Annotated in this window: 23 protein-coding genes; 3 read left to right on the forward strand and 20 right to left on the reverse strand. The window is 64.3% G+C overall.

Going from position 1 to position 21,625, the window contains the following annotated elements:
• Window positions 1–27 precede the first annotated feature (27 nt).
• The 3 genes from BM151_RS07230 to BM151_RS07240 all read right to left on the reverse strand — a co-directional run bounded on the left by BM151_RS07230 (window position 28) and on the right by BM151_RS07240 (window position 2,143).
• Window positions 28–435, reverse strand: coding sequence for a hypothetical protein (locus BM151_RS07230; protein ID WP_090059541.1), 408 nt, complete (start codon window positions 433–435; stop codon window positions 28–30).
• Window positions 436–485: 50 nt separating this feature from the next.
• Complete coding sequence (locus BM151_RS07235; protein ID WP_090059542.1) at window positions 486–890, reverse strand: MerR family DNA-binding protein; 405 nt, start codon at window positions 888–890, stop codon at window positions 486–488.
• A gap of 392 nt (window positions 891–1,282) precedes the next feature.
• Window positions 1,283–2,143: a DMT family transporter gene (locus BM151_RS07240; protein ID WP_090059544.1), complete on the reverse strand. Its 861-nt coding sequence runs from the start codon at window positions 2,141–2,143 to the stop codon at window positions 1,283–1,285.
• A gap of 124 nt (window positions 2,144–2,267) precedes the next feature.
• On the opposite strand from BM151_RS07240, the gene BM151_RS07245 reads away from it, so the two are divergent.
• Entirely contained in the window at window positions 2,268–3,647 is a 1,380-nt protein-coding gene (locus tag BM151_RS07245) for an aminotransferase-like domain-containing protein (RefSeq protein ID WP_090059545.1), read from the forward strand.
• A gap of 141 nt (window positions 3,648–3,788) precedes the next feature.
• Here the strand turns inward: BM151_RS07245 and BM151_RS07250 are convergent, their stop codons facing one another.
• The 11 genes from BM151_RS07250 to atpD form a co-directional block, all read right to left on the reverse strand.
• Complete coding sequence (locus tag BM151_RS07250; RefSeq protein ID WP_090059547.1) at window positions 3,789–5,159, reverse strand: MBL fold metallo-hydrolase RNA specificity domain-containing protein; 1,371 nt, start codon at window positions 5,157–5,159, stop codon at window positions 3,789–3,791.
• Complete coding sequence (locus BM151_RS07255) at window positions 5,156–6,211, reverse strand: LOG family protein (RefSeq protein WP_090060108.1); 1,056 nt, start codon at window positions 6,209–6,211, stop codon at window positions 5,156–5,158. Before BM151_RS07255 ends, BM151_RS07250 begins: the two co-directional genes overlap by 4 nt.
• A 66-nt stretch (window positions 6,212–6,277) precedes the next feature.
• Complete coding sequence (locus BM151_RS07260) at window positions 6,278–7,123, reverse strand: F0F1 ATP synthase subunit gamma (protein ID WP_090059548.1); 846 nt, start codon at window positions 7,121–7,123, stop codon at window positions 6,278–6,280.
• Complete coding sequence (locus tag BM151_RS07265) at window positions 7,120–8,745, reverse strand: F0F1 ATP synthase subunit alpha (protein ID WP_090059550.1); 1,626 nt, start codon at window positions 8,743–8,745, stop codon at window positions 7,120–7,122. The genes BM151_RS07260 and BM151_RS07265 overlap by 4 nt, the downstream gene beginning before the upstream one ends.
• Complete coding sequence (locus tag BM151_RS07270; protein ID WP_090059552.1) at window positions 8,738–9,469, reverse strand: F0F1 ATP synthase subunit delta; 732 nt, start codon at window positions 9,467–9,469, stop codon at window positions 8,738–8,740. Before BM151_RS07270 ends, BM151_RS07265 begins: the two co-directional genes overlap by 8 nt.
• Before the next feature lie 12 nt (window positions 9,470–9,481).
• Complete coding sequence (locus tag BM151_RS07275; RefSeq protein ID WP_090059553.1) at window positions 9,482–9,730, reverse strand: F0F1 ATP synthase subunit C; 249 nt, start codon at window positions 9,728–9,730, stop codon at window positions 9,482–9,484.
• On the reverse strand, window positions 9,727–10,428 hold the full coding sequence (locus BM151_RS07280; RefSeq protein WP_218151352.1) for a F0F1 ATP synthase subunit A: 702 nt from the start codon (window positions 10,426–10,428) through the stop codon (window positions 9,727–9,729). The genes BM151_RS07275 and BM151_RS07280 overlap by 4 nt, the downstream gene beginning before the upstream one ends.
• The gene (locus BM151_RS07285) at window positions 10,425–10,724 is read right to left on the reverse strand and encodes an N-ATPase subunit AtpR (RefSeq protein WP_177213054.1); all 300 of its coding nucleotides are present in this window, start codon (window positions 10,722–10,724) and stop codon (window positions 10,425–10,427) included. The genes BM151_RS07280 and BM151_RS07285 overlap by 4 nt, the downstream gene beginning before the upstream one ends.
• Window positions 10,721–11,050 (reverse strand): AtpZ/AtpI family protein, encoded by a 330-nt coding sequence (locus BM151_RS07290; RefSeq protein WP_090059559.1) that lies wholly within the window; start codon window positions 11,048–11,050, stop codon window positions 10,721–10,723. The genes BM151_RS07285 and BM151_RS07290 overlap by 4 nt, the downstream gene beginning before the upstream one ends.
• Entirely contained in the window at window positions 11,050–11,514 is a 465-nt protein-coding gene (locus BM151_RS07295; RefSeq protein ID WP_090059560.1) for a F0F1 ATP synthase subunit epsilon, read from the reverse strand. Before BM151_RS07295 ends, BM151_RS07290 begins: the two co-directional genes overlap by 1 nt.
• A complete protein-coding gene (atpD, locus tag BM151_RS07300) occupies window positions 11,511–12,962 on the reverse strand; it encodes a F0F1 ATP synthase subunit beta (protein ID WP_342714551.1) in 1,452 nt (483 codons plus the stop codon). The genes BM151_RS07295 and atpD overlap by 4 nt, the downstream gene beginning before the upstream one ends.
• 461 nt (window positions 12,963–13,423) lie before the next feature.
• Here atpD and BM151_RS07305 point away from each other — a divergent pair, with 461 nt between their 5' ends.
• Both BM151_RS07305 and BM151_RS07310 read left to right on the forward strand, forming a co-directional pair.
• Window positions 13,424–14,455 (forward strand): glycosyltransferase family 2 protein, encoded by a 1,032-nt coding sequence (locus tag BM151_RS07305; protein WP_090059562.1) that lies wholly within the window; start codon window positions 13,424–13,426, stop codon window positions 14,453–14,455.
• The gene (locus BM151_RS07310; RefSeq protein WP_143093062.1) at window positions 14,452–16,095 is read left to right on the forward strand and encodes an ArnT family glycosyltransferase; all 1,644 of its coding nucleotides are present in this window, start codon (window positions 14,452–14,454) and stop codon (window positions 16,093–16,095) included. Before BM151_RS07305 ends, BM151_RS07310 begins: the two co-directional genes overlap by 4 nt.
• A gap of 27 nt (window positions 16,096–16,122) precedes the next feature.
• On the opposite strand, the gene BM151_RS07315 is transcribed toward BM151_RS07310, so the two are convergent.
• The 6 genes from BM151_RS07315 to BM151_RS07340 all read right to left on the reverse strand — a co-directional run bounded on the left by BM151_RS07315 (window position 16,123) and on the right by BM151_RS07340 (window position 21,618).
• Window positions 16,123–16,962: a glycosyl hydrolase gene (locus tag BM151_RS07315; protein WP_245781135.1), complete on the reverse strand. Its 840-nt coding sequence runs from the start codon at window positions 16,960–16,962 to the stop codon at window positions 16,123–16,125.
• Window positions 16,963–17,092: 130 nt separating this feature from the next.
• Window positions 17,093–18,076 (reverse strand): asparaginase, encoded by a 984-nt coding sequence (locus tag BM151_RS07320; protein WP_090059565.1) that lies wholly within the window; start codon window positions 18,074–18,076, stop codon window positions 17,093–17,095.
• An 11-nt stretch (window positions 18,077–18,087) separates the two neighbouring features.
• Window positions 18,088–19,284: an ABC transporter substrate-binding protein gene (locus BM151_RS07325; RefSeq protein WP_090059567.1), complete on the reverse strand. Its 1,197-nt coding sequence runs from the start codon at window positions 19,282–19,284 to the stop codon at window positions 18,088–18,090.
• Window positions 19,281–20,333 (reverse strand): CobW family GTP-binding protein, encoded by a 1,053-nt coding sequence (locus tag BM151_RS07330; protein WP_090059569.1) that lies wholly within the window; start codon window positions 20,331–20,333, stop codon window positions 19,281–19,283. Before BM151_RS07330 ends, BM151_RS07325 begins: the two co-directional genes overlap by 4 nt.
• On the reverse strand, window positions 20,330–20,662 hold the full coding sequence (locus BM151_RS07335) for a hypothetical protein (protein WP_090059570.1): 333 nt from the start codon (window positions 20,660–20,662) through the stop codon (window positions 20,330–20,332). Before BM151_RS07335 ends, BM151_RS07330 begins: the two co-directional genes overlap by 4 nt.
• Window positions 20,663–20,739: 77 nt before the next feature.
• Window positions 20,740–21,618, reverse strand: coding sequence for a polysaccharide deacetylase family protein (locus BM151_RS07340; protein ID WP_090059572.1), 879 nt, complete (start codon window positions 21,616–21,618; stop codon window positions 20,740–20,742).
• Between the last annotated feature and the right edge of the window lie 7 nt (window positions 21,619–21,625).

A 21,625-nucleotide genomic window follows, 5' to 3' on the forward strand; every position in this document is an offset into this window, starting at 1 on the left:
CGCGAGGCTGCGCCACCGAAAAAAGGTTCAGACGAGGCCGAACCCGATACGGGGAGGCGGCAGATCGAGCGCCGGCGCGCGCGTCACGGGAGTTGCGATCGCAAGCGTCGGATAATCGACAAAGCGCATGGCGCGCGCGACGCGCAACTCCGCCATACCTGTCACCGTGACGATCATGCACAATGCGCCATGCGGGCATGGGATATCCCCCTGGGCGAGATCGCTCATACCCCCGGGACAGTCCGGGCAGGCGCTGTGCTGATGCGCCAAGACGATCATAGTCAACGCGGCGGCATCCTCAGAGGTAGTGTCTTGGGCGACGGCGTCCTGTGCGGCGCGCGCCATGTCATGCCCCATCCCCATCGCACCGCCTGTCCGAGGGACGGAGAACAAGGCCAGAAGCCCGATCAGCAAGAGGGTGACGATGCGATGCACGGGATCTCCGGGGTTGCTTCGTTGGACGATGTGTCTTCTCAGCCCTCAGGTCAAGCCCGGGACTGCGGCGCCCCGTGGCACAGCCCGTCGAGGATCGCGCATTCCGGGGCCTCATCGCCGTGACAGCGCCCGATCAGATCGGTGAGCCGCGCCTCAAGCGCCTGAAGGCTGGTGATCTTGTCGCGCACGGCCTGCAGGTTGTGTTCGGCCAGGGCCCGGACATCGCGGCTGTGGCGCTCCGGATCGGCATCGAGCGCCAGGAGGCTGCGGCACTCCTCGAGCGAGAACCCCATGATCCGCGCCTGTGCCAGAAGATTGAGCTGATCGAGCGCGCCGTCATCGAAGTCACGATAGCCGTTTTCCGCCCGATCCGGTCTGATCAGATCGATTTCCTCGTAATAGCGGATGGTTTTGATCGGCAATCCGCTGCGCGCCGAAGCCTGTCCGATGTTCATGGTGGTCTCCTTTGATCCCGTTCTAAACCCTCCAGCCACTGGAGGGTAAAGTCACATCGGCGTGAACACGGGGCGCCCTAGGCACGACGCCGGGCACGCGAGACAGCGAGGATGCTCGCGCGACCTTCCGCGCCCGGCAAACCTGTGACGCGCAAGTTTTGACGCAGCCGGGGAGGCGGACCGGGATGAGAGACCAGACCTTCGGCCGTTCACCGATCGGCAGCAGGCGCTCGCCCCCTGCCCGGCTCAGCGCCCGAAATCATCCCGGGACTGTGGCGGGAAAGGCCGCTGCCCCCGCATGGTCCTAGTCGCATCGACACCTGCGCCAAGGCAACTCAGACGCAGAAACCAGAGAAGGATGTGAAACATGGGGTTTCCTCGCGGGTCATTCCTCAGGCGAAACGCTTGGCGCCGGCAACGCAGAGCACGGTGATCCCGGTGCAGGCGACCATCTGCCAGGCGATGGGCTCGTTCAGCAGCAGCGCCGCCAGCAGCAGACCGAAAAAGGGCTGCAAAAGCTGCAATTGCCCGACTTGCGAGATCCCGCCGAGCGCAAGCCCGCGATACCAGAAGACAAAGCCCAGCATCATGCTGAACAGGGCAACATAGCCGAGGCCGATCCAGCCGGGGCCGGACACCGTGGACAGCGTCTCGGGCCAGGTCAGCATTGCCAGACCCGCCATCGCCGGCAGAGCGATCAGAAGTGCCCAGGAGATCACCTGCCAGCCGCCCAGACGGCGCGACAGGGTCGCCCCTTCGGCATAGCCGAGACCACAGATCACGATGGCCGCGAGCATCAACAGGTCTCCGCGCAGCGCGCCACCCGCGCCTTGCGACCAGGCAAAGCCGGAGACGGTCGCAGCGCCCAAAAGCGAAAAAAGCCAGAACGCCGGTTTCGGTCGTTCGCCGCCACGGATCACGCCGAAGATCGCCGTGGCGAGTGGCAAAAGCCCGATGAAGACGATCGAACGCGCCGCCGGAATGGATTGCAGCGCCAGCGCGGTCAGAAGCGGAAACCCGATGACCACGCCAAGCGCGACCACGGCCAGCGCGCCGAGATCACGCCGATCAGGGCGGGTCTGGCGCAGGGCCAGGAGGCAGAGCAGCCCCAGCAGCGCCGCGATCACCGCCCGCGCCGAGGTCAGGAACAGCGGCGCGAAATCCGCCACCGCCACCCGCGTCGCCGGCAGCGAGCCGCTGAATATCAGAACGCCAAGAAACCCGCTGCCCCAGCCCGTCAGTTTGTGATCCATGATGCCTCACCTCATTTTCCTCTGGGTATGTGGGAGACACCGGGATAGACAGGGACAATCCCATACAATTTCACAGAACTGTATGGGGTGTTCGAGCGATACACTTTTCCTGCGGGGGACCGGAATGGCCGCGACGAAAACCGATATGTTGATGCAGGTCCTGCGGGATCGGATTGCCCGCCGCGCGCTTGGACCCGGCGACCGCATGCCGTCGATCCGACGCTTTGCCGAGCAGATGAAAGTCTCGCCCTCGACCGTGGTCGAAGCCTATGACCGGCTCGCCGCCGAAGGCGTGATCAGCGCCAAACGTGGCTCCGGTTTCTATGTGTCGAACAGCAACCTGCCGCCGATGAAACTGACCCCGGCGGGATCGCCGCAGACCCGCAATGTCGATCCGTTCTGGGTCTCGCGCCAGTCGCTCGATGCCCAGCCCGGCGCGGTGCAACCGGGGTGCGGCTGGCTGCCCGAGGATTGGATGCCCCATGAGGCGATGCGCAAAGGGTTGAGAACGCTGGCGAAAAGCGATGCGGCGACCCTGACCAATTACGCCCCGGCGCGCGGGTCGCTGGTGCTGCGGCGCTGCCTTCTCGGGCGGTTCGCCGAGGAAAGCCTGAGCGCCACGCCGGAACACCTCATGCTGACCGCCTCGGCCTCGCAGGCGCTGGATCTGATCTGCCGGCTGCTGTTGCGGCCCGGCGACACGGTGCTGGTCGACGATCCGGGTTATTTCAATTTCCGCGCCCTGCTCCGGGCGCATCAGGTGAATGTCATCGGCGTTCCCTATACCCGGGAGGGGCCGGATCTCGCGGCATTCGAAGCGGCTCTGGCCGGGGCGCCCCGGCTCTACATCACCAATTCGGCGCTGCACAATCCGACCGGCGCGACCCTCTCGCCGCAGATCGCGCATCGGCTGTTGGCCCTGGCCGCGGCGCATGAGCTGACGATTGTCGAGGATGACACGTTCGTCGATCTCGAGCCGGAGCCGTCACCGCGGCTGGCCGTGCTTGACGGGCTCAATCGGGTGTTGAAGATCGGCGGGTTTTCCAAGACGCTCTCGGCCTCGGTGCGCTGCGGCTACATTGCCGGGCGTGCCGACTGGATCGAAGCGCTGGTCGATTTGCAGGTGGCAACGAGTTTCGGCGGGCCGAGCCCAGTGGCCACCGAATTGCTGGCCCATGTCCTCACCGGGGGCGGCTATCGCAAACATATTGCCGAGCTGCACCGCCGCCTGGCCGGCGCGCGCAAGGCCGTGGCAGCACAGCTCGCGCCTCTGGGGATCACGCCGTGGACCCTGCCCCGGGGCGGTTTCTACCTCTGGTGTCGCTTTCCGGAGGGCACGGACACCGGTGACATCGCGCAACGTGCCATGGAAGACAACGTGATGCTGGCCCCGGGCAATGTTTTCAGCCCGTCGCAATCCGCCACCCGGTTCATGCGGTTCAACGTCACCCAGATGAGCGATCCGCGTGCCCATGAGGCGCTAGCGAAGGCCATGGCCGCGTGACCGGGCATGGCAACAGACTTGGCAACGGGCCTGAAGTTGGACCTGAAGTTGGGCCTGGGGTTGCACAGGCGATGGCCCCTGCCCTGCGCCCGTGACATAAGACACCTGCGGCTCCCGTCCCGGTCGGCGCGGAGAGGTTCCTTAGAGATCGAAACTCTCATGCGGCTCGGGGATTTCGACCTTCGGACCTTTGATCCCTTCGGCGAAATGGTGCATCGCGCCCGTTTCGCCATGGACCAGAAAGACCCGCTCGACCCCCTTGATCCGGCCCAGCCAGCGGGTGAGATCCTCGGCATCGGCATGGGCGGAGAACCCGTTGATCGTGTGGATATGCGCCCGCACCGGAATTTCATCGCCAAAAAGTTTCACCTGTTTCGCCCCATCGATGATGATCCGCGCCAGCGTGCCCTCGGCGGCATAACCAACGAAAATGACGCTGCAATCCGAATGCGGCAGGTTGTGGCGCAGGTGATGGCGCACCCGCCCGCCGGTGCACATGCCGGAGCCCGCCATGATCACCGCGCCGGAGCGGATGCGGTTCAAGGACATGGAGTCATGCGCCTCGCGGATGAAATGCAGATCCGGCAGGGCAAAGGGATCGCCGCCATGTTCGATCTTCTGGCGCAGCTCGGGACGCAGGGCCTCCTTGTGGCGCTGAAAGATCCGGGTCGCAGAGATCGCCATGGGGGAATCGAGGAACACCGGCATGGTCTTGCGCAACCGGCCGCTGTTCATGCCCACCCGCAGATACCACAGCAATTCCTGCGCCCGCTCGAGCGCGAAGGTCGGAATGATCACATTGCCGCCGCGGGCATCCGCCGCTTCGACCGCCTCGTAGAATTCCTCGATCGAGGCCGGCAGGCTGCGGTGATTGCGATCGCCATAGGTGGTTTCCATCACCACGATATCCGCCTCTTCCGGCGGCGCGGCATCGTTGAGCAGCGGCCGCCCCTCCGGCCCCAGATCGCCCGAGAACAGGATCTTGCGCGTCTTGCCGTCTTCCGACAGCTCGAGCAGGATCGACGCCGAGCCGAGGATATGCCCGGCATCGTGGAAACTCGCGGTGATTCCGGGAAAGAGATGGATCGGCTGGCGGTATTTGGCGATGCGCCCGAACCGGTCCACCGCATCGAGCGCGTCCATCGTGTCATAGAGCGGCTCGGCGCGTTCACCGTGGCGATGGTGCCGACGCGCGTTTTCCTCGTGCAGATGCGCCGAATCCATCATCACCAGCCGCGCCAGATCGCGGGTCGCGGAGGTGGCGATGATCTCGCCCCTGAACCCCTGATTGACCAGAAGCGGCAGGCGGCCGCAGTGGTCGAGATGGGCATGGGTGAGCAGCACGACATCGATCTCGGCGGGCGCGAAACCGAAGGGGGCGGCATTGTCCGCATGCAGCCCGTGCCCGCCCTGGAACATGCCGCAATCGATCAGGATCTTGCGCCCGGCACATTCGATCAGATGGCAGGAGCCGGTGACCTGGTGCGCGGCACCATGGCTTGTGAGTTTCATCGTGAACCTCCTCTTTCGAGATCTTCCTCATGCGGCGCGACGATCTCGCGCCCGCTCAGCTTGTACCAATGCAGGATATCGTGCCAGATTTCCTGCGCCTCCTCGGCATACCAGAACAGATCCCGGTCCTCGGGATCGATCACCCCTTCCTCGACCAGAAAATCGACATCGAACACCCGCTGCCAATAGGCCCGCCCGACGAGAACCACCGGCACCGGGGCAATCTTGCGGGTCTGGATCAGGGTCAGGGTCTCGAACAGCTCGTCCAGCGTGCCATAGCCGCCGGGAAACACCACCAGCGCCCGCGCGCGCAGCAGGAAATGCAGCTTGCGCAGGGAGAAATAGTGAAACCGGAAACACAGGCCGGGGGTGACATAGGGGTTGGGATATTGCTCATGGGGCAGCGAGATGTTCAACCCGACCGTGCGCGCCCCGGCCTCGGCGGCGCCACGGTTCGCGGCTTCCATCATGCCGGGGCCACCGCCGGTCATCACCACGAGGCGGTTGCCGCGCGGCCCTTCGGAGGCGCCGACAATGCGCCCGAACTCGCGCGCAACCTCGTAATAGCGGCTCTTCTCGACCAGCCGTTCCGCGATCCGGCGCTGGCGCTCGAGATCCCCATCGTCGGGGCAGCGCGCGCATTGCGCCTCGAGCGCCTGCAGCCGGGTCCTCGCCTCTTCCGGTTCGGCGATGCGGGTGCCGCCGAACACGATGATCGAATGGGCGATGCCATGGGCGCGCAGCAGGGTCTCGGTTTTCTGATAGTCGAGCATCAGGCGCGTGCCCCGCATCTCCGCACGGTCGAGAAAATCCGTGTCCTCTTCGGCCATGAGGTAATTCGGATCTTGCATGATCGCCTCGACCAGTTCCGGGGCAAGACGATCCTCCTGCGAGGATTTCGGCCGGCATTCCGGCAGATCGACGAGGCGTTTCAGGGTGTGGGGCGGACGTGGTTTGGCCCCCGCCCCGCTCTGCGCCCCGGACTCCCTTTGCCCCCTTGTCTCCGTCTGCGCGGTCACACCCTCTGCAGTGTTCTTTTTCTCATCTTGCATGTTCATGCCTCTTCTTGCCCCGCATGGGGTCTCCTCCCCAGGTTGTTCTCTTGTCCGAACCTCCACTCACAGATCCGCCGTCGCCAGTTCGATGATCTCCTCGGTGATCTCTTCCTGGCGCAACCGGCGCGCCAGTCTGGTCATGTCGTCGAGCGTCTCCGCAGTATTGTCCTGTGCTGCGATCATCGCGCGCATCCGCGCTTCGTTCTCGGCCGCGAAAGACAGCATCACCGCAGCGCTCAGCTCGGCAAAGAGATATTCCTCGACCAGCCGCTGCAGCAGCCGCTCGGGCGGCAGGGTGATCCGCGGCGGCACCTGGCTCTGCGGAGGGGCGAAGCGGTCATAGTCGAAGGGCAGCAACGGCTTATGCGCGATCTGCACCTCTTCGGAGAGCGAAGGAATGGCATGCAGGATGCTGAGCGAGGTGATCTCGCCCGCCGCCATCGGCGCAAAGAGCGCATCGCCGATCCGGGTGGCAAGGCTGGCTGCCTGCGCCGCATGGGCAATCATCGGCGCGGACCAGGCAAGCTCGACGTCGTGCTCCTCGGCCATGGCGAGACCGCGCTCGCCGACGAGAAACACCAGCGGCGCCGGGTCCTGCCCGAGCTCTTGCTGCAACGCCTCGAAAATGCGTTCGGAATAGCTGCCGACGAACCCCTGTTCCGTGGCAAAGACCAAAAGCCCCGGGCGTGCCCTGCCGGCCGTCTGTGCCTCGGCCTGTGGTGCCGGGAATAGCGCCAGAGCTTCACCGATGGCACGCCCAATGGTCTCTTCGAAACGGTGAATGCTGTCGAGATGGGCCTGTGCCTCATGCACCCGGGCGGCGGCGATGCCGCGCATGGCGCCGATCACCGTGTCGAGCTTGTGCACGGTTTCGATCCGGGCGGTGATATCGGCAAAACGTTCGCTCATGGCGCCTCGCCTTCCGCGCCGGAGACAGCCGCGCCCCGTTCGGCGCTCTGTTCGGCGCCGTGTCCCGCGCCTGTCGTCGCCAGCCCTTTTGCCAGGGCCCGGACCTCCGCCACCAGCCGGTCGCGCAAGGCGTCATTCAGGGCCTTCTGCTCCGTCAACTCCCTCAACGCGTCGGGCGCCCGGGCGCCGAGCCAACCGGGCAGTTGCCGTTTCAGCTCGGGGATCGCCTCCGGCGCCAGATCATCGAGCACACCATCGGCCAGCGCCGCCAAAAGCGCCACCTGATCGACCATGCCCAGCCCGCTGAAGCGTGGCTGGGTCAGAAGCGCGCGGATGCGACTGCCGCGGGCGATCTGCGCCTTGACCCGCGGGTTGGAGATACCGCCGAAGCGGGTGAACATTTCAAGCTCGAGAAACTGCGCATAGTCCAGCCGCACCCGGCCCGAGACCATGCGCAGCCCCGGCGCCTGCGCCTTGCCGCCGACCCGGCTCACCGAGAGGCCGACATCGACGGCGGGGCGCTGATCGGCGGAGAACAGATGGCTGTCGAAGACGATCTGGCCATCGGTGATCGAGATCAGATTGGTCGGGATATAACCGGACAGATTCCCCGCTTCGGTCTGGGCGATCGGCAGCGCCGTGATCGAGCCGCCGCCCAGCTCCGGCGCCAGTTTCGCGGCGCGTTCCAACAGCCGCGCGTGGAGATAGAAAATATCGCCCGGATAGGCCTCGCGCCCCGGCGGCTCGCGGGTCAGAAGCGCCAGTTCGCGATGGGTGGCGGCATGCAGCGTCAGATCGTCGATGACGATCAACACATCCTGCCCCCGGTCACGGAAATATTCCGCCATGCTCATCGCCGCGAACGGCGCGATCCATTGCAGCCCCGGCGGAGACGAGGCCAGCCCCAGCACGAAGATACAGCGCTCCGGCGCGCCATGGTCGCGCACCGCGGCCACGACCCGTTCGACCGCCGAGGCACGTTGACCGATGGCCACATAAATGGTGATCACATCGGTGGATTTCTGATTGATGATCGCATCGACGGCGAGCGCGGTCTTGCCGGTGGCGTGATCGCCGACGAGCAATTCGCGCTGGCCGCGGCCGATGGCAAAGAGGCTGTCAACCAAGAGCACGCCGGTTTCCAACGGTTCGGCGACCAGATCGCGCTCGATGATCTCCGGCGCCGGGCGTTCGATTGGCAGGCGTTCCGAGGTCTTCGGCACCGGCCCGGCGTCCAGTGGCCGCCCCAGCGGGTCGATGATGCGCCCGAGCAGCGCCTCGCCCACCGGCACCTGCAGGACCTCGCCCGTGTCATAGACCTTTTGCCCGACCTCGACCGAGGCGCTCTCGTCCAGAAGCACCGCGTGGATCAGATCCGGCGCGAGGCTCCGGGCAAAGCCGGAACTGCCGCTCTCAAAGCGCAAGAGCGCCCCCAGCGGCGCCTCTGTGAGCCCGGTGACCTGCACGATGCCATCGGCGACATGCGACACCCGGCCAATGGCCTCGGCCGCAGGCTGAAGCGCGGTCCGGGCCAGCCTGGCGCGGCTGGTCTCGAGCCAGTCCTCAAGCCCTGTGTCCTCCGGATACTTCTCTGGATGCTTCTCAGGGCGTTTGTCACTCATCGCTCAACTCCGCCTTGATCCGCTCGAGATCGGCCCGAAGATTGTTGCGCACCATGGCCGTGCTGGCATCGAGCTCCAGCCCGGCGATCAGCCCCGGGTCGGTCGTCACGTCAATCTCGACCGGGCGCCCGAGCACTGTGCCGAGGCGGCTCTTGAGCGCCTCGCGCTCGGCTTCGGTCGGCTCTGCCGCCGCCCGCAGGCCAATCGGTCCGGTGCGGCCCAGCTCCGTCCGGGTCGCCTCCGGCAGCTCCGCCACGGCCTCGGCGAGCCCGTCGATGAACCCCGAGAGCGGCAGCGGATCGGGCAGACGGCTGAGCAGGCGTTCGGCGATCTCGAGTGCCAGCGTGCCAGCCTTGTCCCGAAGCTCGCCCTGTTGCGCGCGCCTGAGCCCGGCGAGCTCCGCCTCGGCGGCATCACGCGCCTTCTCGAGTGCCGCCTCGGTCTCTGCCATGAGCCGGGATTTCTCGCGCGCCGCCGCGTCGCGGGCCTCGGCCAGCCGGGCAGCATGCGCGGCATTGAGCGCCTCAGCCTCTGCCTCGGCCGTCGCACGGGCCCGATCAGCCCCCTGTTGCGCGGCCTCCGCCGCGTCCAATGCGGCCTGGGTGACGGCCTGACGCTCGTCGAGCATGCGCGCAACCGGGCGGAACAGGAACCGCGCCAGAATCCAGATCAGGATCACGGCGTTGATGGTTTGCAGCCCCAGGGTCCACCAGTCGATATGCATGGTCTGCTCCGATCAGACGAAAGGATTGGCGAAAAGCACCAGAAGCGCGATCACCAGCGTGTAGATCGCCATGGTTTCGATCATGGCGAGGCCGACGAACAGGGTCCGGCTCAGCGTGCCCGCGGCTTCGGGCTGGCGCGCGATGGCATCCATGGCGGCGGCCACGGCACGCCCTTCGGCGAGTGCCGGTCCGATGGCGCCGAAGCTCACGGCGATGGCCGCGGCGAGGATCGAGACGATTTCAATGAGATTACCGGTCATGGTTTTGAGACCTCCTGCGAAGATAAATTGCGTTTGGGGCGCTCGCCGACGGCGGCGCCGATAAAGACGGTGGCGAGAACGGCGAAAATATAGGCCTGCACGGCGCCGGTCAGCAGCTCCAGCGCCATCAAGGGGATCGGCACGAAGAGCCCGGCGAGCGACAAAACGATGCCGACGACAAACACCCCGCTCATGATATTGCCGAACAGGCGCACGATCAGCGAGAAAGTGCGGGTGATCTGCTCGATGATATTGAGCGGGATCATCACCCAGCTCGGTTCGGCAAAGGTGGCGAGATAACCCCTGAGCCCGCGCGTGGCGACGCCATATCCGAGCGTGGCGGCAAAGACGACGAGCGCCAGCGCCGCGTCGGTTTCGATATGTGCGGTGGGCGGCTCGATCCCGGGGATCAGCGAGCACCAGTTGGCGAGCAGCACAAACAGGAACACCGTGCCAATGAGCGCCCGGTAGGGCGCCGGATCGCGGTTCAGCGTGTCGCGCAGCTGGCCGTCGATGGTGGTGACGAAAAGCTCGAGCAGGGTCTGGATCTTGCCGGGTCTGAGCGTGAGATGCCGGGTGGCGAAATAGGCGCCGCCGCCGATCAGCACGATCAGCCCCCAGGTGACCAGAACCGGCGCGGTGATCGGCACCGGGCCAAGCTGGAACAGCGGGTCGAGCGTGAGCGGATTGTCCATCAGCCCTGCCCCCTTTCACCAGTCGCCTTTGCGCCTCTGAGAACGACAAAGCGGGCGATCAGCACGCCGAGCGCGCCCGCCAGAAGCGGCAGCGCGCCTTGTCGCGCCAGGAACACCATGACCAGCGCCAGAAGCACCAGCCGTATGATTTGCAGCGCCACGGCCCAGATCACCCGGCCGCCGCCGAGATAGAGCGCGGTGACACGTTTGAGCGTCGAGAAATGCACAAAGCCCAGCGCCAGCCCGAGCAGGAGGCCGAGAAGCGGGATCAATATCGTGTCGGTCATAGAATGTGTCATTGGCTGTGCATCCATTTCCAGGCGGCGTGAAACCCGATCCCGGCGCCGATGAAGATCAGCGGCGCGGTGAAGAAGATCCCGGTGGCGAGGCTGCGGTCGAGAAACCGGCCCAGAAGGATCGCCAGGAGGATCGGCGCGACGATGGCCCAGCCGAGAATGCCGATCTGGCCAAGCCGGGCGCCCAAGGAGGGCTCCGGGTCGTCACGGCTGAGCTGATCGCGCTCGACCGCCCGCCGGGCAGCCCGTTCGATCTCCTTATGCCCGCCGTTTTGCTCACCGTTGCCTTGTTCAGGCTCGACGCGTGGTGTTTCGGGTCTCTCCGCCATCACTCACCGCCTTTCCCGCCGGCGGTCACCGAGGGCGGATGATCCAGCATGCCGGGCCGCGCCGGACGCAAAAAACGCATCATCTGGCGCACCGCATTGGCATGGAGCCGCATCTGTTCGACCCGCGCCTGCCGGTCGAGGTCCGCCTCGCCTTGGCGCAGCTCGCGCACCTCGGCCTCCAGCTTGTCGAGCTCGTCGCCCAGAATGGCCTTGCGGCAGGAGACCGCGACCTGATCGCCGCCCGAGACGGTCAAAAGCCCCGGCCCGACCGCGCAATAGCGCGTTTCCCCGGCTGCGGAGATCCAGCGCAGGATCGAGGCCGGCAGCACGGTGAGAAAATCCGTATGACCCTTGAGAATGCCGAAACTGCCGCTCTCATCCTCGGCGCGCAGCGACAGCACCGGCACCTGATCCAAAAGCAGTTCCATCGGCGTGGTGATCGTCAGGCGGAAGGTCTTTGTCATAGGCTTCCTCCCGTCGCTTTCGCGGCCGCTTCCTTGTCCCGGGCCTCGTCGATGGTGCCGATCATATAGAGCGAGGACTCATCCCAATCGTCCGCCTCGCCGTTGAGAATGGCGCGACAGCCCTTGATCGTGTCCTCGAGCGCCACCGAGCGCCCCGCCATGCCGGTGAAGGCCTCGGTGACGGAGAACGGTTGGGTCAGGAAGCGTTGCAACCGCCGGGCGCGTTCGACGATGCGACGATCCTCGCGGCCCAGTTCCGACATGCCGAGCAGCGAGATGACATCCTGCAATTCGCGGTAATGTTCGATGGCGCGGCGCACTTCGGTGGCGGTCTTCACATGCTCCTCGCCCAGCAATAGCGGGTCGAGCAGCACCGAAGAGGAGGCAATCGGATCGATCGCCGGGTACATGCCATCGGCGGCCATGGCGCGCGACAGCACCACCATCGAATCCACATGACCGGCAATCGCGGTCACCGCCGGGTCGGTGAAATCGTCGGCCGGCACATAGACCGCCTCGATCGCCGTGACCGAGGCGCTGCCGCCCGAGGCGATGCGTTCCTGCAATTGCGCCACTTCACTGGCCAGCGTCGGCTGATAACCGACCCGGCTGGGCAGACGCCCCAAAAGCCCGGAGACCTCGGAGCCCGCCTGAACGAAGCGGAAGACATTGTCCATCAGCAAAAGCACGTTCTTATGTGCCTCGTCGCGGAAATGCTCGGCAATCGTGAGCGCGGTCAGCGGCACGCGCCAGCGCGCGCCAGGCGGCTCATTCATCTGGCCATAGACCAGAACCGTGCGATCCAAAACGCCGGAGCCGCCCATTTCCAACAGCATCTCGTGACCCTCGCGCGAACGCTCGCCAATACCGGAGAACACCGAGATCCCGTTATAATCGGCGACCATGGCGCGAATGAGTTCCATCACCAGGACGGTCTTGCCGACCCCCGCGCCGCCGAACATCGCGGCCTTGCCGCCCTGCGCCAAGGGCGTCAACAGATCGATCACCTTGATGCCGGTGCGGAAAATCTCGGCCTTGGCCTCGCGGGCCTGAAACGGCGGCGGGGCGCGGTGGATCGCCCGGCGCGGCACGTCTGCGGGCAAGGGATCTTTCTTGTCGCCGACCCGCCCGGTGACATCGAGCAGCCGGCCGAGCACGGCATCGCCGACGGGCACCGCAATCGGCCCACCGACCGGGATCGCCTCCGCCCCGCGCTTCAGCCCGTCGGTGGCCTGCAAGGCGATGGTGCGCACGGTCCGGGCATCGATCTGCGATTGCACTTCCAGGAGCAGCGGTGCACCGCGCTCTGTCTCGATGCGCAACGCGTCATTGATGGCCGGCAGGCAGGCGGGCGAAAAGGCGACATCCACCACCGGGCCGGAAACGGCCACAACATGGCCGGGATCAACCGCCCCGCTCTCTTCTTCCGTTCGCAATCCCTGCAGCACAGCTCAGCCTCCGGACATCTGTCTGTCATAAGATATAGTGCGTTTCCCGAGAGTTGTACGACTTGTGTCAATCTTCTCCAAAATGCTTTGAGCAGCGCGGAAGATCTGATGAAGCTACTGTGCCTTTCGCATCGCAACAAAACAAGGCGGAGGATTTCGGCGCCGTCAGACCATCACCTGTGCCTTCACCGGGAACATCACCGAGGACTTCACCGACGACTTTATCGGGGCTTGTCGGCAGTTCCCCGCAAATCCCGAAGCGTGACGCCGCAAGAATGCGCCCGGCCTTTGGTCCGCACCTGCAGTGGCCCCCATAGCCCCCTCAATCGCGCCGGCAATTTCCGCTGTATTTTCAATTTCCGTTGCATTTTCACGGCCATGCCTGAGCTGGGAAATTGTCTCGGAGACGAAGCTGCGCTAGACTCGCCGTGCTGCATCCTGGGGAAGCTTGTGGGGGACACATGTCGAAGTTGGACACATCGGTCGAACGATCGGGACAAACGGCACAGGAACCCGTCACGGGCATTTCCGTCGTCGTCCCCATTTTCAACGAAATCGAGAATATCGATCTTCTCTATCAGGAGCTGACTGCGGCGCTCGAGCAGATTGGCAAGCCCTATGAGATCGTCCTCGTGGATGACGGATCGACCGATGGCAGCGGCGCGGCGCTGGCCGAGAAAGCGCGGCTGGATACCCGGGTGCGGGTGGTGCAGTTCCGCCGCAACTACGGGCAGACCGCCGCGATGAAGGCCGGGCTGGATTTCGCCTCGCATGACGCCATCGTCACCATCGACGGCGATCTGCAGAACGATCCCGCGGATATCGCACCGATGCTGGCCAAGCTCGAAGAGGGATACGATCTCGTGCATGGCTGGCGGCGGCATCGCCAGGATGCGATGCTGAACCGCAAACTGCCCTCGATGATCGCCAACCGGCTGATCTCCTGGAGCACCGGTTTTCCGATCCATGATCTGGGCTGCACACTCAAGGTGATGCGGCGAGATCTGGTGTCGGAGATCGAGCTTTACGGCGACATGCATCGCTTTATCCCGATCCTGCTGTTCGAGCGCGGTGCGCGCTGTTTCGAGATGGAGACCCATCATCGGCCGCGCCTCCACGGCGAGACGAAATACGGCATCAGCCGCACCTTCGTCGTGATCCTCGATCTGTTGACGGTGCGTTTCCTGCTCGGCAATGCCGGGCATCCGATGATGGTCTTCGGCGGGCTCGGGCTTTTCAGCTTCGTGCTGTCTTTCCTCGCCGCGCTGATCACCGTGGCCATGAAGATCTGGGGCGATGTCGATATGACCGGCAACCCGTTCCTGCTGCTGTCGGTTCTCTCCGTTCTGGCCGGGTTCCAGCTTCTGAGCATCGGCCTGATCGGTGAAGTTCTCGCCCGGGTCTATTTCAACCAACGCGGTCGCAAACCCTACACGGTGCGGCATGCCCTGAATTTCGACGCGCACCCCACCCATACGGGGCCGGAACAGTGAGCGAGGCGCATGTCGTGACGCCCACCAACACAGCAAAACCTGTCGCAGCGAAACCTGTCGCGCCGAAACCCGTCGCAGCGAACTCGGGACCATTGCCGTTCGGAACATTCGATCAGCTGGCCTTCTTCGCGATCCTCGCCTTTGCGCTCTACCTCCGGCTGCCCTACATGACCCAGCCGCTTGTCGATGTTTTCAGCTGGCGTGAGGCCAGCACGGCGATGATCGCCGAGAATTATTGGCAACATGGCTGGAACATCTTCCTGCCGGAAGTGAACTGGTCCGGCCCCGGCCCGAGCTATCAGGGCCGTGAATTCGGCCTCTATGGCTATCTCGTCGCCATTCTGAATGCGGTTTTCGGCTGGCATGACTGGTTTGGCCGGCTGGTCGCCATTGGTTTCGGATTGCTGACGGTCTTCGCCCTGCATCGGCTGGTCGCGCTGATCTGGGATGAGCGGCACGCCCATGCGGCGGCGCTTGCCTATGCGGTGATGCCGGGCGCGATCGCGATCGAAAGCTCGGTCCTCCCCGATCCGGCGATGCTCGGGCTGATCACCCTCGGGATCTGGCTCTACGCCCGCGCCTGGGCCGCCGGGAGCAAAGCCTATCCGGTCTGGGCCGCTCTGGCGTTCACTTTGGGAGCCCTGTCGAAATTGCCGGGGCTCGGCGTCGGGCTGGCCATCCTGTGGTTGATGGTGCTGTCGCTTCTGCGCGGTGATCGCACGACATTTCTCAGAACATTGATCGCGGTTGCCATCGGACTGGCGGCGATCATCGGCTATTACGCCTGGGCCATTCACCTCGGGCGCTCCACCCCGCCCTACCATGTCGCCGGCAGCGGCTATGTCTGGGACCACGGGCTCTCGGCCTTCATCGCCGAAGCGTTTTATGCCCAGAGCCTCTGGGATATCTCGATCTGGTGGTTCTATGGCTATGCCTTCCTCGCGCTGATCGCGCTCGGTCTCTGGTTGCCGCCACGCTTTGCGAAAGAAGAACCGCGAGCCCCGGGACTGACCCGTCTGCCCTATGTCTGGTTGCTCGCCGCGATCATCGTCTACCTCTGTGCCGCCAAGGAGATCAGTACCAATCCCTGGAACCTGCATCTCTTCCATGTGCCGCTGGCGATCTTTGCCGGACGGGCTCTGATCCTGCTTGCGGAACTGGGCGGCGTCAGCTTCCCGTCGCTGGCGGGCGTTGCCCGTTTCATCGTCATGGGGGCGATCCTGGCTGCCCTGTCGCAGTTTCAGATCCTGCCGCGGCTGAAAACCCCGCAGGGCGAAGAAGCGCGATTGATGGGTCAGGCCATCGATCGTCTGGCGGGGCCGGATGATCTCGTCGTCACCATCAGCCCGGAGGTTGGCGACCCGATCGCGGTCTATTACAGCCGCCGGAACGGCTGGACCCTGCCGCCGGGCGGTGGCGCAAGCGACTGGTCGACCTTTGCCGAGGACGATGCGACACCGATCGCCCAGCTCAACGACATGAAATCCCAGGGCGCGCGCTGGTTCGGTGTAACCAGGAATGCCGAGGACCGCCTGGACCGTCCGTTTCTCGAGCATCATGCCGGCGTGATCGCCTATCTCGATCAAACCGCCGAACGGGTCCTGGAGACGCCGGAGTTCATCCTCTTCCGGCTGCAGTAGGAATGGCAGAGGAACATCGGGAGATGATCAGTCGCGGGTTGCAACCCGCGCGCCGCCAAGACGGCTGACCACCCGGTCAAAGGTCTGGCCTAATGGCGTCGGTGTCAGATTGTCGCTCACCAGATTGATCTTCGGATAGCGTCCGTTCTCGACATCCGGGTTGGCGGCAAACCAGGCGTGACGTTCGACAAAGGGCAGCTTTTCCATCATCACCATCGCGGCTTCGGCGAAGGCGGCATTCTTGGCATAGCTGGCAGAACCCGGCCTCCCCCAGTCGACATAGGCATATTCGGTGACCCAGATCGGCCGTTTGTATTCGGCATGGACGGCTTTCAGCCAGGTCTCGAATTCCTTGACGCTGCCGGAGGTCGAATAGTAATGCACGGCCATGAAATCGACGCGCAACCCGCGCTTTTCCACCTCTGTCATGAAGCGGCGCTGCCAGGAGTTCCTGCCCAATGTGCCGCTCTGAAGCGTTGCCGGGCTGCCAAGACGCAAGCCGCGCCTTTCGAGCTTAGGCCAAAGCGCGACAGCCTCTTCGACCGTCATTTTCGGCGTACCACGGCTGGCGCCCGCGTCGGGTTCGTTGAAGCCCAGAAGCGTCGAGACCCGCAGATCGGAGACGATCCGCTTGTTCACATCGCGACGGTTGTGGATCATCGGCACGAATTCGACCGAGCGGCGGGGTCTGCCCTCGGCCCACATCTGATCCGGGCGCCAGTTGTAATACCAGCCCAGCGCCGGCGTATCCTCGATCCAGCCCAACATGGTGTAATCGGAATTTTCCCACGCACCGATCCCGGCCTTGCCGGCAAAAAGCGCGCCAGGCATCAGCATCAAACCGATCAGGAGCAGTGTTCTAAGCATGGCGACCTTTTCATGAGACGCCACGTTTATTCCGGAGAATTTGGGTCACAATAGGGCAGAAATGTAGTGAAATCCGTCTAGGCCAGGCCCGCGAACCGATGGGTCACGCATGGCAGGCAGGGCATGCGGATCAGAGATAGGGCACGAGCGCCTCCGTGAGCGCCGGCCCTGTCAGCCCCTTGCCGATCAGCGCGGCGAGCAGAAGGCGCGCCTTGATCGCCGAGAGATCGCCCGCCAGCACCGCGCCTTGCGCCACCAGAGTGACGCCGCCGCTGTCCTTGCCATAGATCGCCTGTGTGCGCCCTTCATGACAGCGGGAGGCGACCAGCACCGGACAGCCCGCAGCGACCAGACGCCCGGTCTCATCGGCGAAGCCCTTGGGGGCATTGCCGCGCCCGAAGGCAGAAAGGACAATCCCTGTCGCGCCATCCGCGGCGGCGAGCCGCATCAGCCGCGGCGTGGCGCCGAGGCCCAGCGCAATCAGTTCCACATCTGGATCGATTGCCGGCGTCTCGAGACCCGGGCGCGCATGCGCCGGACGGCTGTAGAGATGGACCTGTCCGCCATCGACCTCGCCCAGCTTGCCCTGCCCGACGGAGCGGAAGGTGTCGACCCGCGAGCTATGTGCCTTGGTGACGTAGCGCGCACCGTGGATATCGCCTTCGAACAGGATCACCGGACCGATGCCGCGCATCGCCGGGCTGGCTGCGGCACAGATCGCCTCATGGATGTTGCGCGGACCATCGGTGTCGGGCTGACCGGCATGGCGCTGCGCCCCGGTGAACACCACCGGCTTGTCGCTTTTCACCAGAAGCCAGGCGAGAAAGGCGCTTTCCTCCATCGTGTCGGTGCCATGGGTCACCACGACCCCGTCCACCGCATCGCTGGCCAGAACCGCGTCGATCCGGAGACAAAGCCGGTGGATCGTCGCCAGATCGAGCGCATAGCTGCCGGCGGCTTCGAAATTCTCGACCGAGACAGCGATCCCGTCGAGCGGTGCATGCAGGCTTTGCAGCAAGGTTTCACCGCTCAGCCCGGCATTGACGGCACCGGCCGATTTATCCGCAGAAGAGGCAATGGTCCCGCCAGTGGCGATCAATGTGACGTTTTTCATCGAAGACTTTCTCAGCTTGCGCGACGCTGTGTCCGCCCTTTCGCGGCGGCAAGGGTCACAAGTTCGTTCCAGCGACGGACGAGGTAATTGTGCTCATCCATCGTCGAATTCCAGATCGCGATATGGCGCGCGCGATCCAGCCGCGAGCCGCCGGAGCGGGTCTCACCGGCCTTGATCGCCGGGCGTCCGGCGATGTCGTTCAGATCCTGCGCCGCCGGACGACCTTCGTACCAGTAGTCCCAATCGGCCTCGGGAAGATGGGCTTTTACCCGCTCCGGCACCGACATGTAATAGCCCTGACGCGCCACCACCGAGCCGGCGTAACCGTCGAGATACCAGTTCAGCCAGTCATAGGCCCGGTCGAGCTTTTCGCCGGCCAGCGCTTTCGACAGGCACATGCCGCCATGCCAGGCCCGATAGCCTTCGGCCGGCCGCGCCTGACGCACCTTGATGCCGTTTCGCTTCATCTCGACGATGGTCGGCGACCAGATCGAAGCGAGTTTCAGCTCGCCGCTCAGGAACCGGTCGACGGGCTCGGTGGCGCGCAGCCAGAACGGGCTCAGATGACCGTTCTGGATCAGGCCGATACCATGTTCGATGAGCGCGTCGATCTCTTCCACCGACATGTTGCCCATGTCCTCGAACTGCATCCGCCCGGCCGAGGACAGCGCCATCGCCAGATCGAACAGGCCGATTGCCGGCTCGTCCACCAGCGCCACGCGCCCGGCCCATTTCGGATCGAGCAGCGCCGACCAGCTCTTGATCTCCTGATCGACATCGATATCCGATGCTTCGACCGCGAAACTGTCGAAATTGTAGAAGGTCGGCAGCATCGAGATCCGCTCGCTCGGCGTGTCCGAAAGCGTCATGTCCTGCTGCACGAAAAGCCGTGTCGCCGGGACATCGCCCATGCCGCTGCGGCCATTGGCCCGCGACACCCGGGCGAATTCGTCGAGATTGTCCCATTCGGTGATGCGGCGCGTGTCAATCGGCTGCACGGCCCGCCAGTACCAGACGATGTCGAGGTTGTGAAAACACTGGTCATAGACATCGTAGCTGGTCGGTTCGAGCGCCGCGGTCCGCTGCGCATTGTTGAAATCCATCTCGATGAATTCCAGCGGAAAGCCGAGATCGGCCTCGGCGCGGTCCTTGATCAGGCGCCAGGGTTGGATTTCGGTCGTGAGAATGCGGAGCGGCTCTCTGGTCACGCAGCGGCCCTCACGTCCGAAAGACCGGTGAAAGCGGTAAAGGAGCGCCGGATCAGATCGGGCGAGAGGCCTTCGAGAATGAACACCAGGCGCGACTGGCGCGGGCCTTCGGGCCAATGATCCATATGGGTGGGGGCATGAACAAGATGCTGCACGCCATGCACCGCGACCGGTCTGTCTTCGCCTTCGAGCGCCAAAATACCCTTCACCCTGAAAATTCTTTCGCCATGTTTATGCAGAAGCAACGTAAGCCAGGTCCCGAACATTGTCCAATCGATCGCGCCCTCGATGACGAGGGAAAAACTCGTCACCCCGAGGGTCTCGTCATGATGCGGTTGGGCATGGTGGTGATGGTCGTGATGGGGATCGGGGTGATGATGCTCCGGATGATCGCAGGACGGGCCACAGCCATGCGCACCGCCCTGCCCCTCTGAGAAGGCCCGCAGAAACTCCGCCGGGCCGAAGCCGCCGAGAATCGCCTCGATCGGATCAGCCGTGGTGAGGATACCGGCCGCCGGGTTGAGCTGCGCCAGGCGAAACCGCAGGGCGGCTTCCTGGCCCGGCTCGGCCAGATCGGTTTTGGTCAACACGATCCGGTCCGCCGCCGCGATCTGGCGCACCGCTTCGGCGCGGTGTTCGACCTGCAGGCGGGCATTGACGGCATCGACCGTGGTCAGCACCCCGCCATTGGTGAAATGCGATCGCAAAACCGGATGCGCGGTCAGGGTCTGGAGCACCGGATAGGGATCGGCGAGCCCGGTGGTCTCGATCACCACCCGGTCAAAGCCGATTTCGCCGCGCGTGCGCAGGCTCTCGAGATTGGAGAGCGCATCGGCCACTTCGCCGCGCACGGTGCAACAGATGCAGCCAGATTTCAAAAGCACGACCGTGTCGTCGATCCGGTCGAGCAGATGGTGATCGAGCCCGACCTCGCCGAATTCATTGATCAGCACCGCCGCCCCGGCCATCGACGGGTCCGTGAGCAGACGCTGCAACAGTGTGGTTTTCCCGGAGCCGAGAAACCCGGTCAGCAAAATCACCGGCGTCATACCCGCCCCCTCTCTTCCATCCAGGCGATCAGCCCCTCGTCCAAAGGGTCGAAATCGCGCCCGGCAAGTGTTTCTGCCTCGGGCCAGAGATGCGACAGGGCTTCGAACACGCTCGAGGCGCCGGTCGGCGAGCTGACCACATAGGAGCGGCCCTGCCAGACATCGAGCGTGACACGACGAAAGGAGAGGATGGCATTCGCCGCCTTGATCCGCCGCGCACTTTCGGTCCGGCGCGATTGCGCATCATGGTTGCGCGAATAGACGCCCGGACGCGCGATCGCGTTGGTCCAGTGGTCGTCACAGCCGAGAATGCCGCAGAGCGAACACATGCTCCACTCCTTTCAATTTATTCAAAAAGGGCGGACGGAACAGGGGAAGTCCGTCCGCCTAGGGAACCTGCGAGGGGTCAGCCGCGCGGGAATTTCGCGTCGTAATTGTCGGCCATCTCATCCATGGTCACGAATTTCACACCCTCATGCGAGGCCATGTGCTTGAACAGGCGTTCGAGCATCAAAAGCACCTGCGGACGGCCGGAGACGTCGGGGTGAATGGTGATCGGGAAGACGGCGTAATCCATGTTCTCATAGACCCAGTCGAACTGGTCCTGCCACATCTGTTCGATGTCGCGCGGGTTCACGAAACCATGCGAGTTCGGCGATTTCTTGATGAACATCATCGGCGGCAGGTCGTCGAGATACCAGTTGGCCGGGATCTCGATCAGATCGGTCTCCTCACCGCGCACCAAGGGCTTCATCCAGTCCTCGGGCTTGCCAGCATAGTCGATCTTGGTCCAGCTGTCGCCAACGCGCACGCGGTAGGGTTCGAAATCCTTGTGCATCAGGGAGTGGTCGTACTTGATGCCCTTCTTGAGCAGGAGCTCGTTGGACACCGGCGAGAATTCCCACCACGGCGCCACGTAACCGGTCGGGCGTTTGCCGGAGATCTCGGTGATCAGGTCGATACACTTGTCGAGAACGGCCTCTTCCTGCTCGGGCGTCATGGCGATCGGGTTCTCGTGGCTGTAGCCGTGAATGCCGATCTCGTGGCCGCGTTTGGCGACCTCTTTCATCTGCTCCGGAAAGGTCTCGGCCGAGTGGCCGGGGATGAACCAGGTGGTCTTGATGCCGAGCTTGTCGAACAGATCGAGCAGACGGATCGAGCCGACCTCGCCCGCGAACATGCCGCGCGAAATATCGTCCGGGCTGTCTTCGCCACCGTAAGAGCCGAGCCAGCCGGCCACGGCGTCCACATCGATCCCGAAACCGACGAGAATTTCTTTTGCCATTGGATTT

This window comes from Celeribacter neptunius, from assembly GCF_900113955.1.
In the GTDB taxonomy this organism is placed as follows: Bacteria; Pseudomonadota; Alphaproteobacteria; order Rhodobacterales; family Rhodobacteraceae; genus Celeribacter; species Celeribacter neptunius.

Excerpts from the sequence above, each read along its gene's own strand:
- BM151_RS07305 (WP_090059562.1), top strand. The coding sequence starts at position 13,424 with ATGTCGAAGTTGGACACATCGGTCGAACGATCGGGACAAACGGCACAG.
- BM151_RS07295 (WP_090059560.1), bottom strand. The coding sequence starts at position 11,514 with ATGACAAAGACCTTCCGCCTGACGATCACCACGCCGATGGAACTGCTT.
- BM151_RS07320 (WP_090059565.1), bottom strand. The coding sequence starts at position 18,076 with ATGAAAAACGTCACATTGATCGCCACTGGCGGGACCATTGCCTCTTCT.
- BM151_RS07290 (WP_090059559.1), bottom strand. The coding sequence starts at position 11,050 with ATGGCGGAGAGACCCGAAACACCACGCGTCGAGCCTGAACAAGGCAAC.
- BM151_RS07315 (WP_245781135.1), bottom strand. The coding sequence starts at position 16,962 with ATGCTTAGAACACTGCTCCTGATCGGTTTGATGCTGATGCCTGGCGCG.
- BM151_RS07255 (WP_090060108.1), bottom strand. The coding sequence starts at position 6,211 with ATGCAAGATGAGAAAAAGAACACTGCAGAGGGTGTGACCGCGCAGACG.
- BM151_RS07245 (WP_090059545.1), top strand. The coding sequence starts at position 2,268 with ATGGCCGCGACGAAAACCGATATGTTGATGCAGGTCCTGCGGGATCGG.
- BM151_RS07265 (WP_090059550.1), bottom strand. The coding sequence starts at position 8,745 with ATGAGTGACAAACGCCCTGAGAAGCATCCAGAGAAGTATCCGGAGGAC.
- BM151_RS07260 (WP_090059548.1), bottom strand. The coding sequence starts at position 7,123 with ATGAGCGAACGTTTTGCCGATATCACCGCCCGGATCGAAACCGTGCAC.
- BM151_RS07235 (WP_090059542.1), bottom strand. The coding sequence starts at position 890 with ATGAACATCGGACAGGCTTCGGCGCGCAGCGGATTGCCGATCAAAACC.
- BM151_RS07335 (WP_090059570.1), bottom strand. The coding sequence starts at position 20,662 with ATGTGTTCGCTCTGCGGCATTCTCGGCTGTGACGACCACTGGACCAAC.
- BM151_RS07330 (WP_090059569.1), bottom strand. The coding sequence starts at position 20,333 with ATGACGCCGGTGATTTTGCTGACCGGGTTTCTCGGCTCCGGGAAAACC.
- BM151_RS07240 (WP_090059544.1), bottom strand. The coding sequence starts at position 2,143 with ATGGATCACAAACTGACGGGCTGGGGCAGCGGGTTTCTTGGCGTTCTG.
- BM151_RS07275 (WP_090059553.1), bottom strand. The coding sequence starts at position 9,730 with ATGACCGGTAATCTCATTGAAATCGTCTCGATCCTCGCCGCGGCCATC.
- BM151_RS07250 (WP_090059547.1), bottom strand. The coding sequence starts at position 5,159 with ATGAAACTCACAAGCCATGGTGCCGCGCACCAGGTCACCGGCTCCTGC.
- BM151_RS07270 (WP_090059552.1), bottom strand. The coding sequence starts at position 9,469 with ATGCATATCGACTGGTGGACCCTGGGGCTGCAAACCATCAACGCCGTG.
- BM151_RS07285 (WP_177213054.1), bottom strand. The coding sequence starts at position 10,724 with ATGACACATTCTATGACCGACACGATATTGATCCCGCTTCTCGGCCTC.
- BM151_RS07340 (WP_090059572.1), bottom strand. The coding sequence starts at position 21,618 with ATGGCAAAAGAAATTCTCGTCGGTTTCGGGATCGATGTGGACGCCGTG.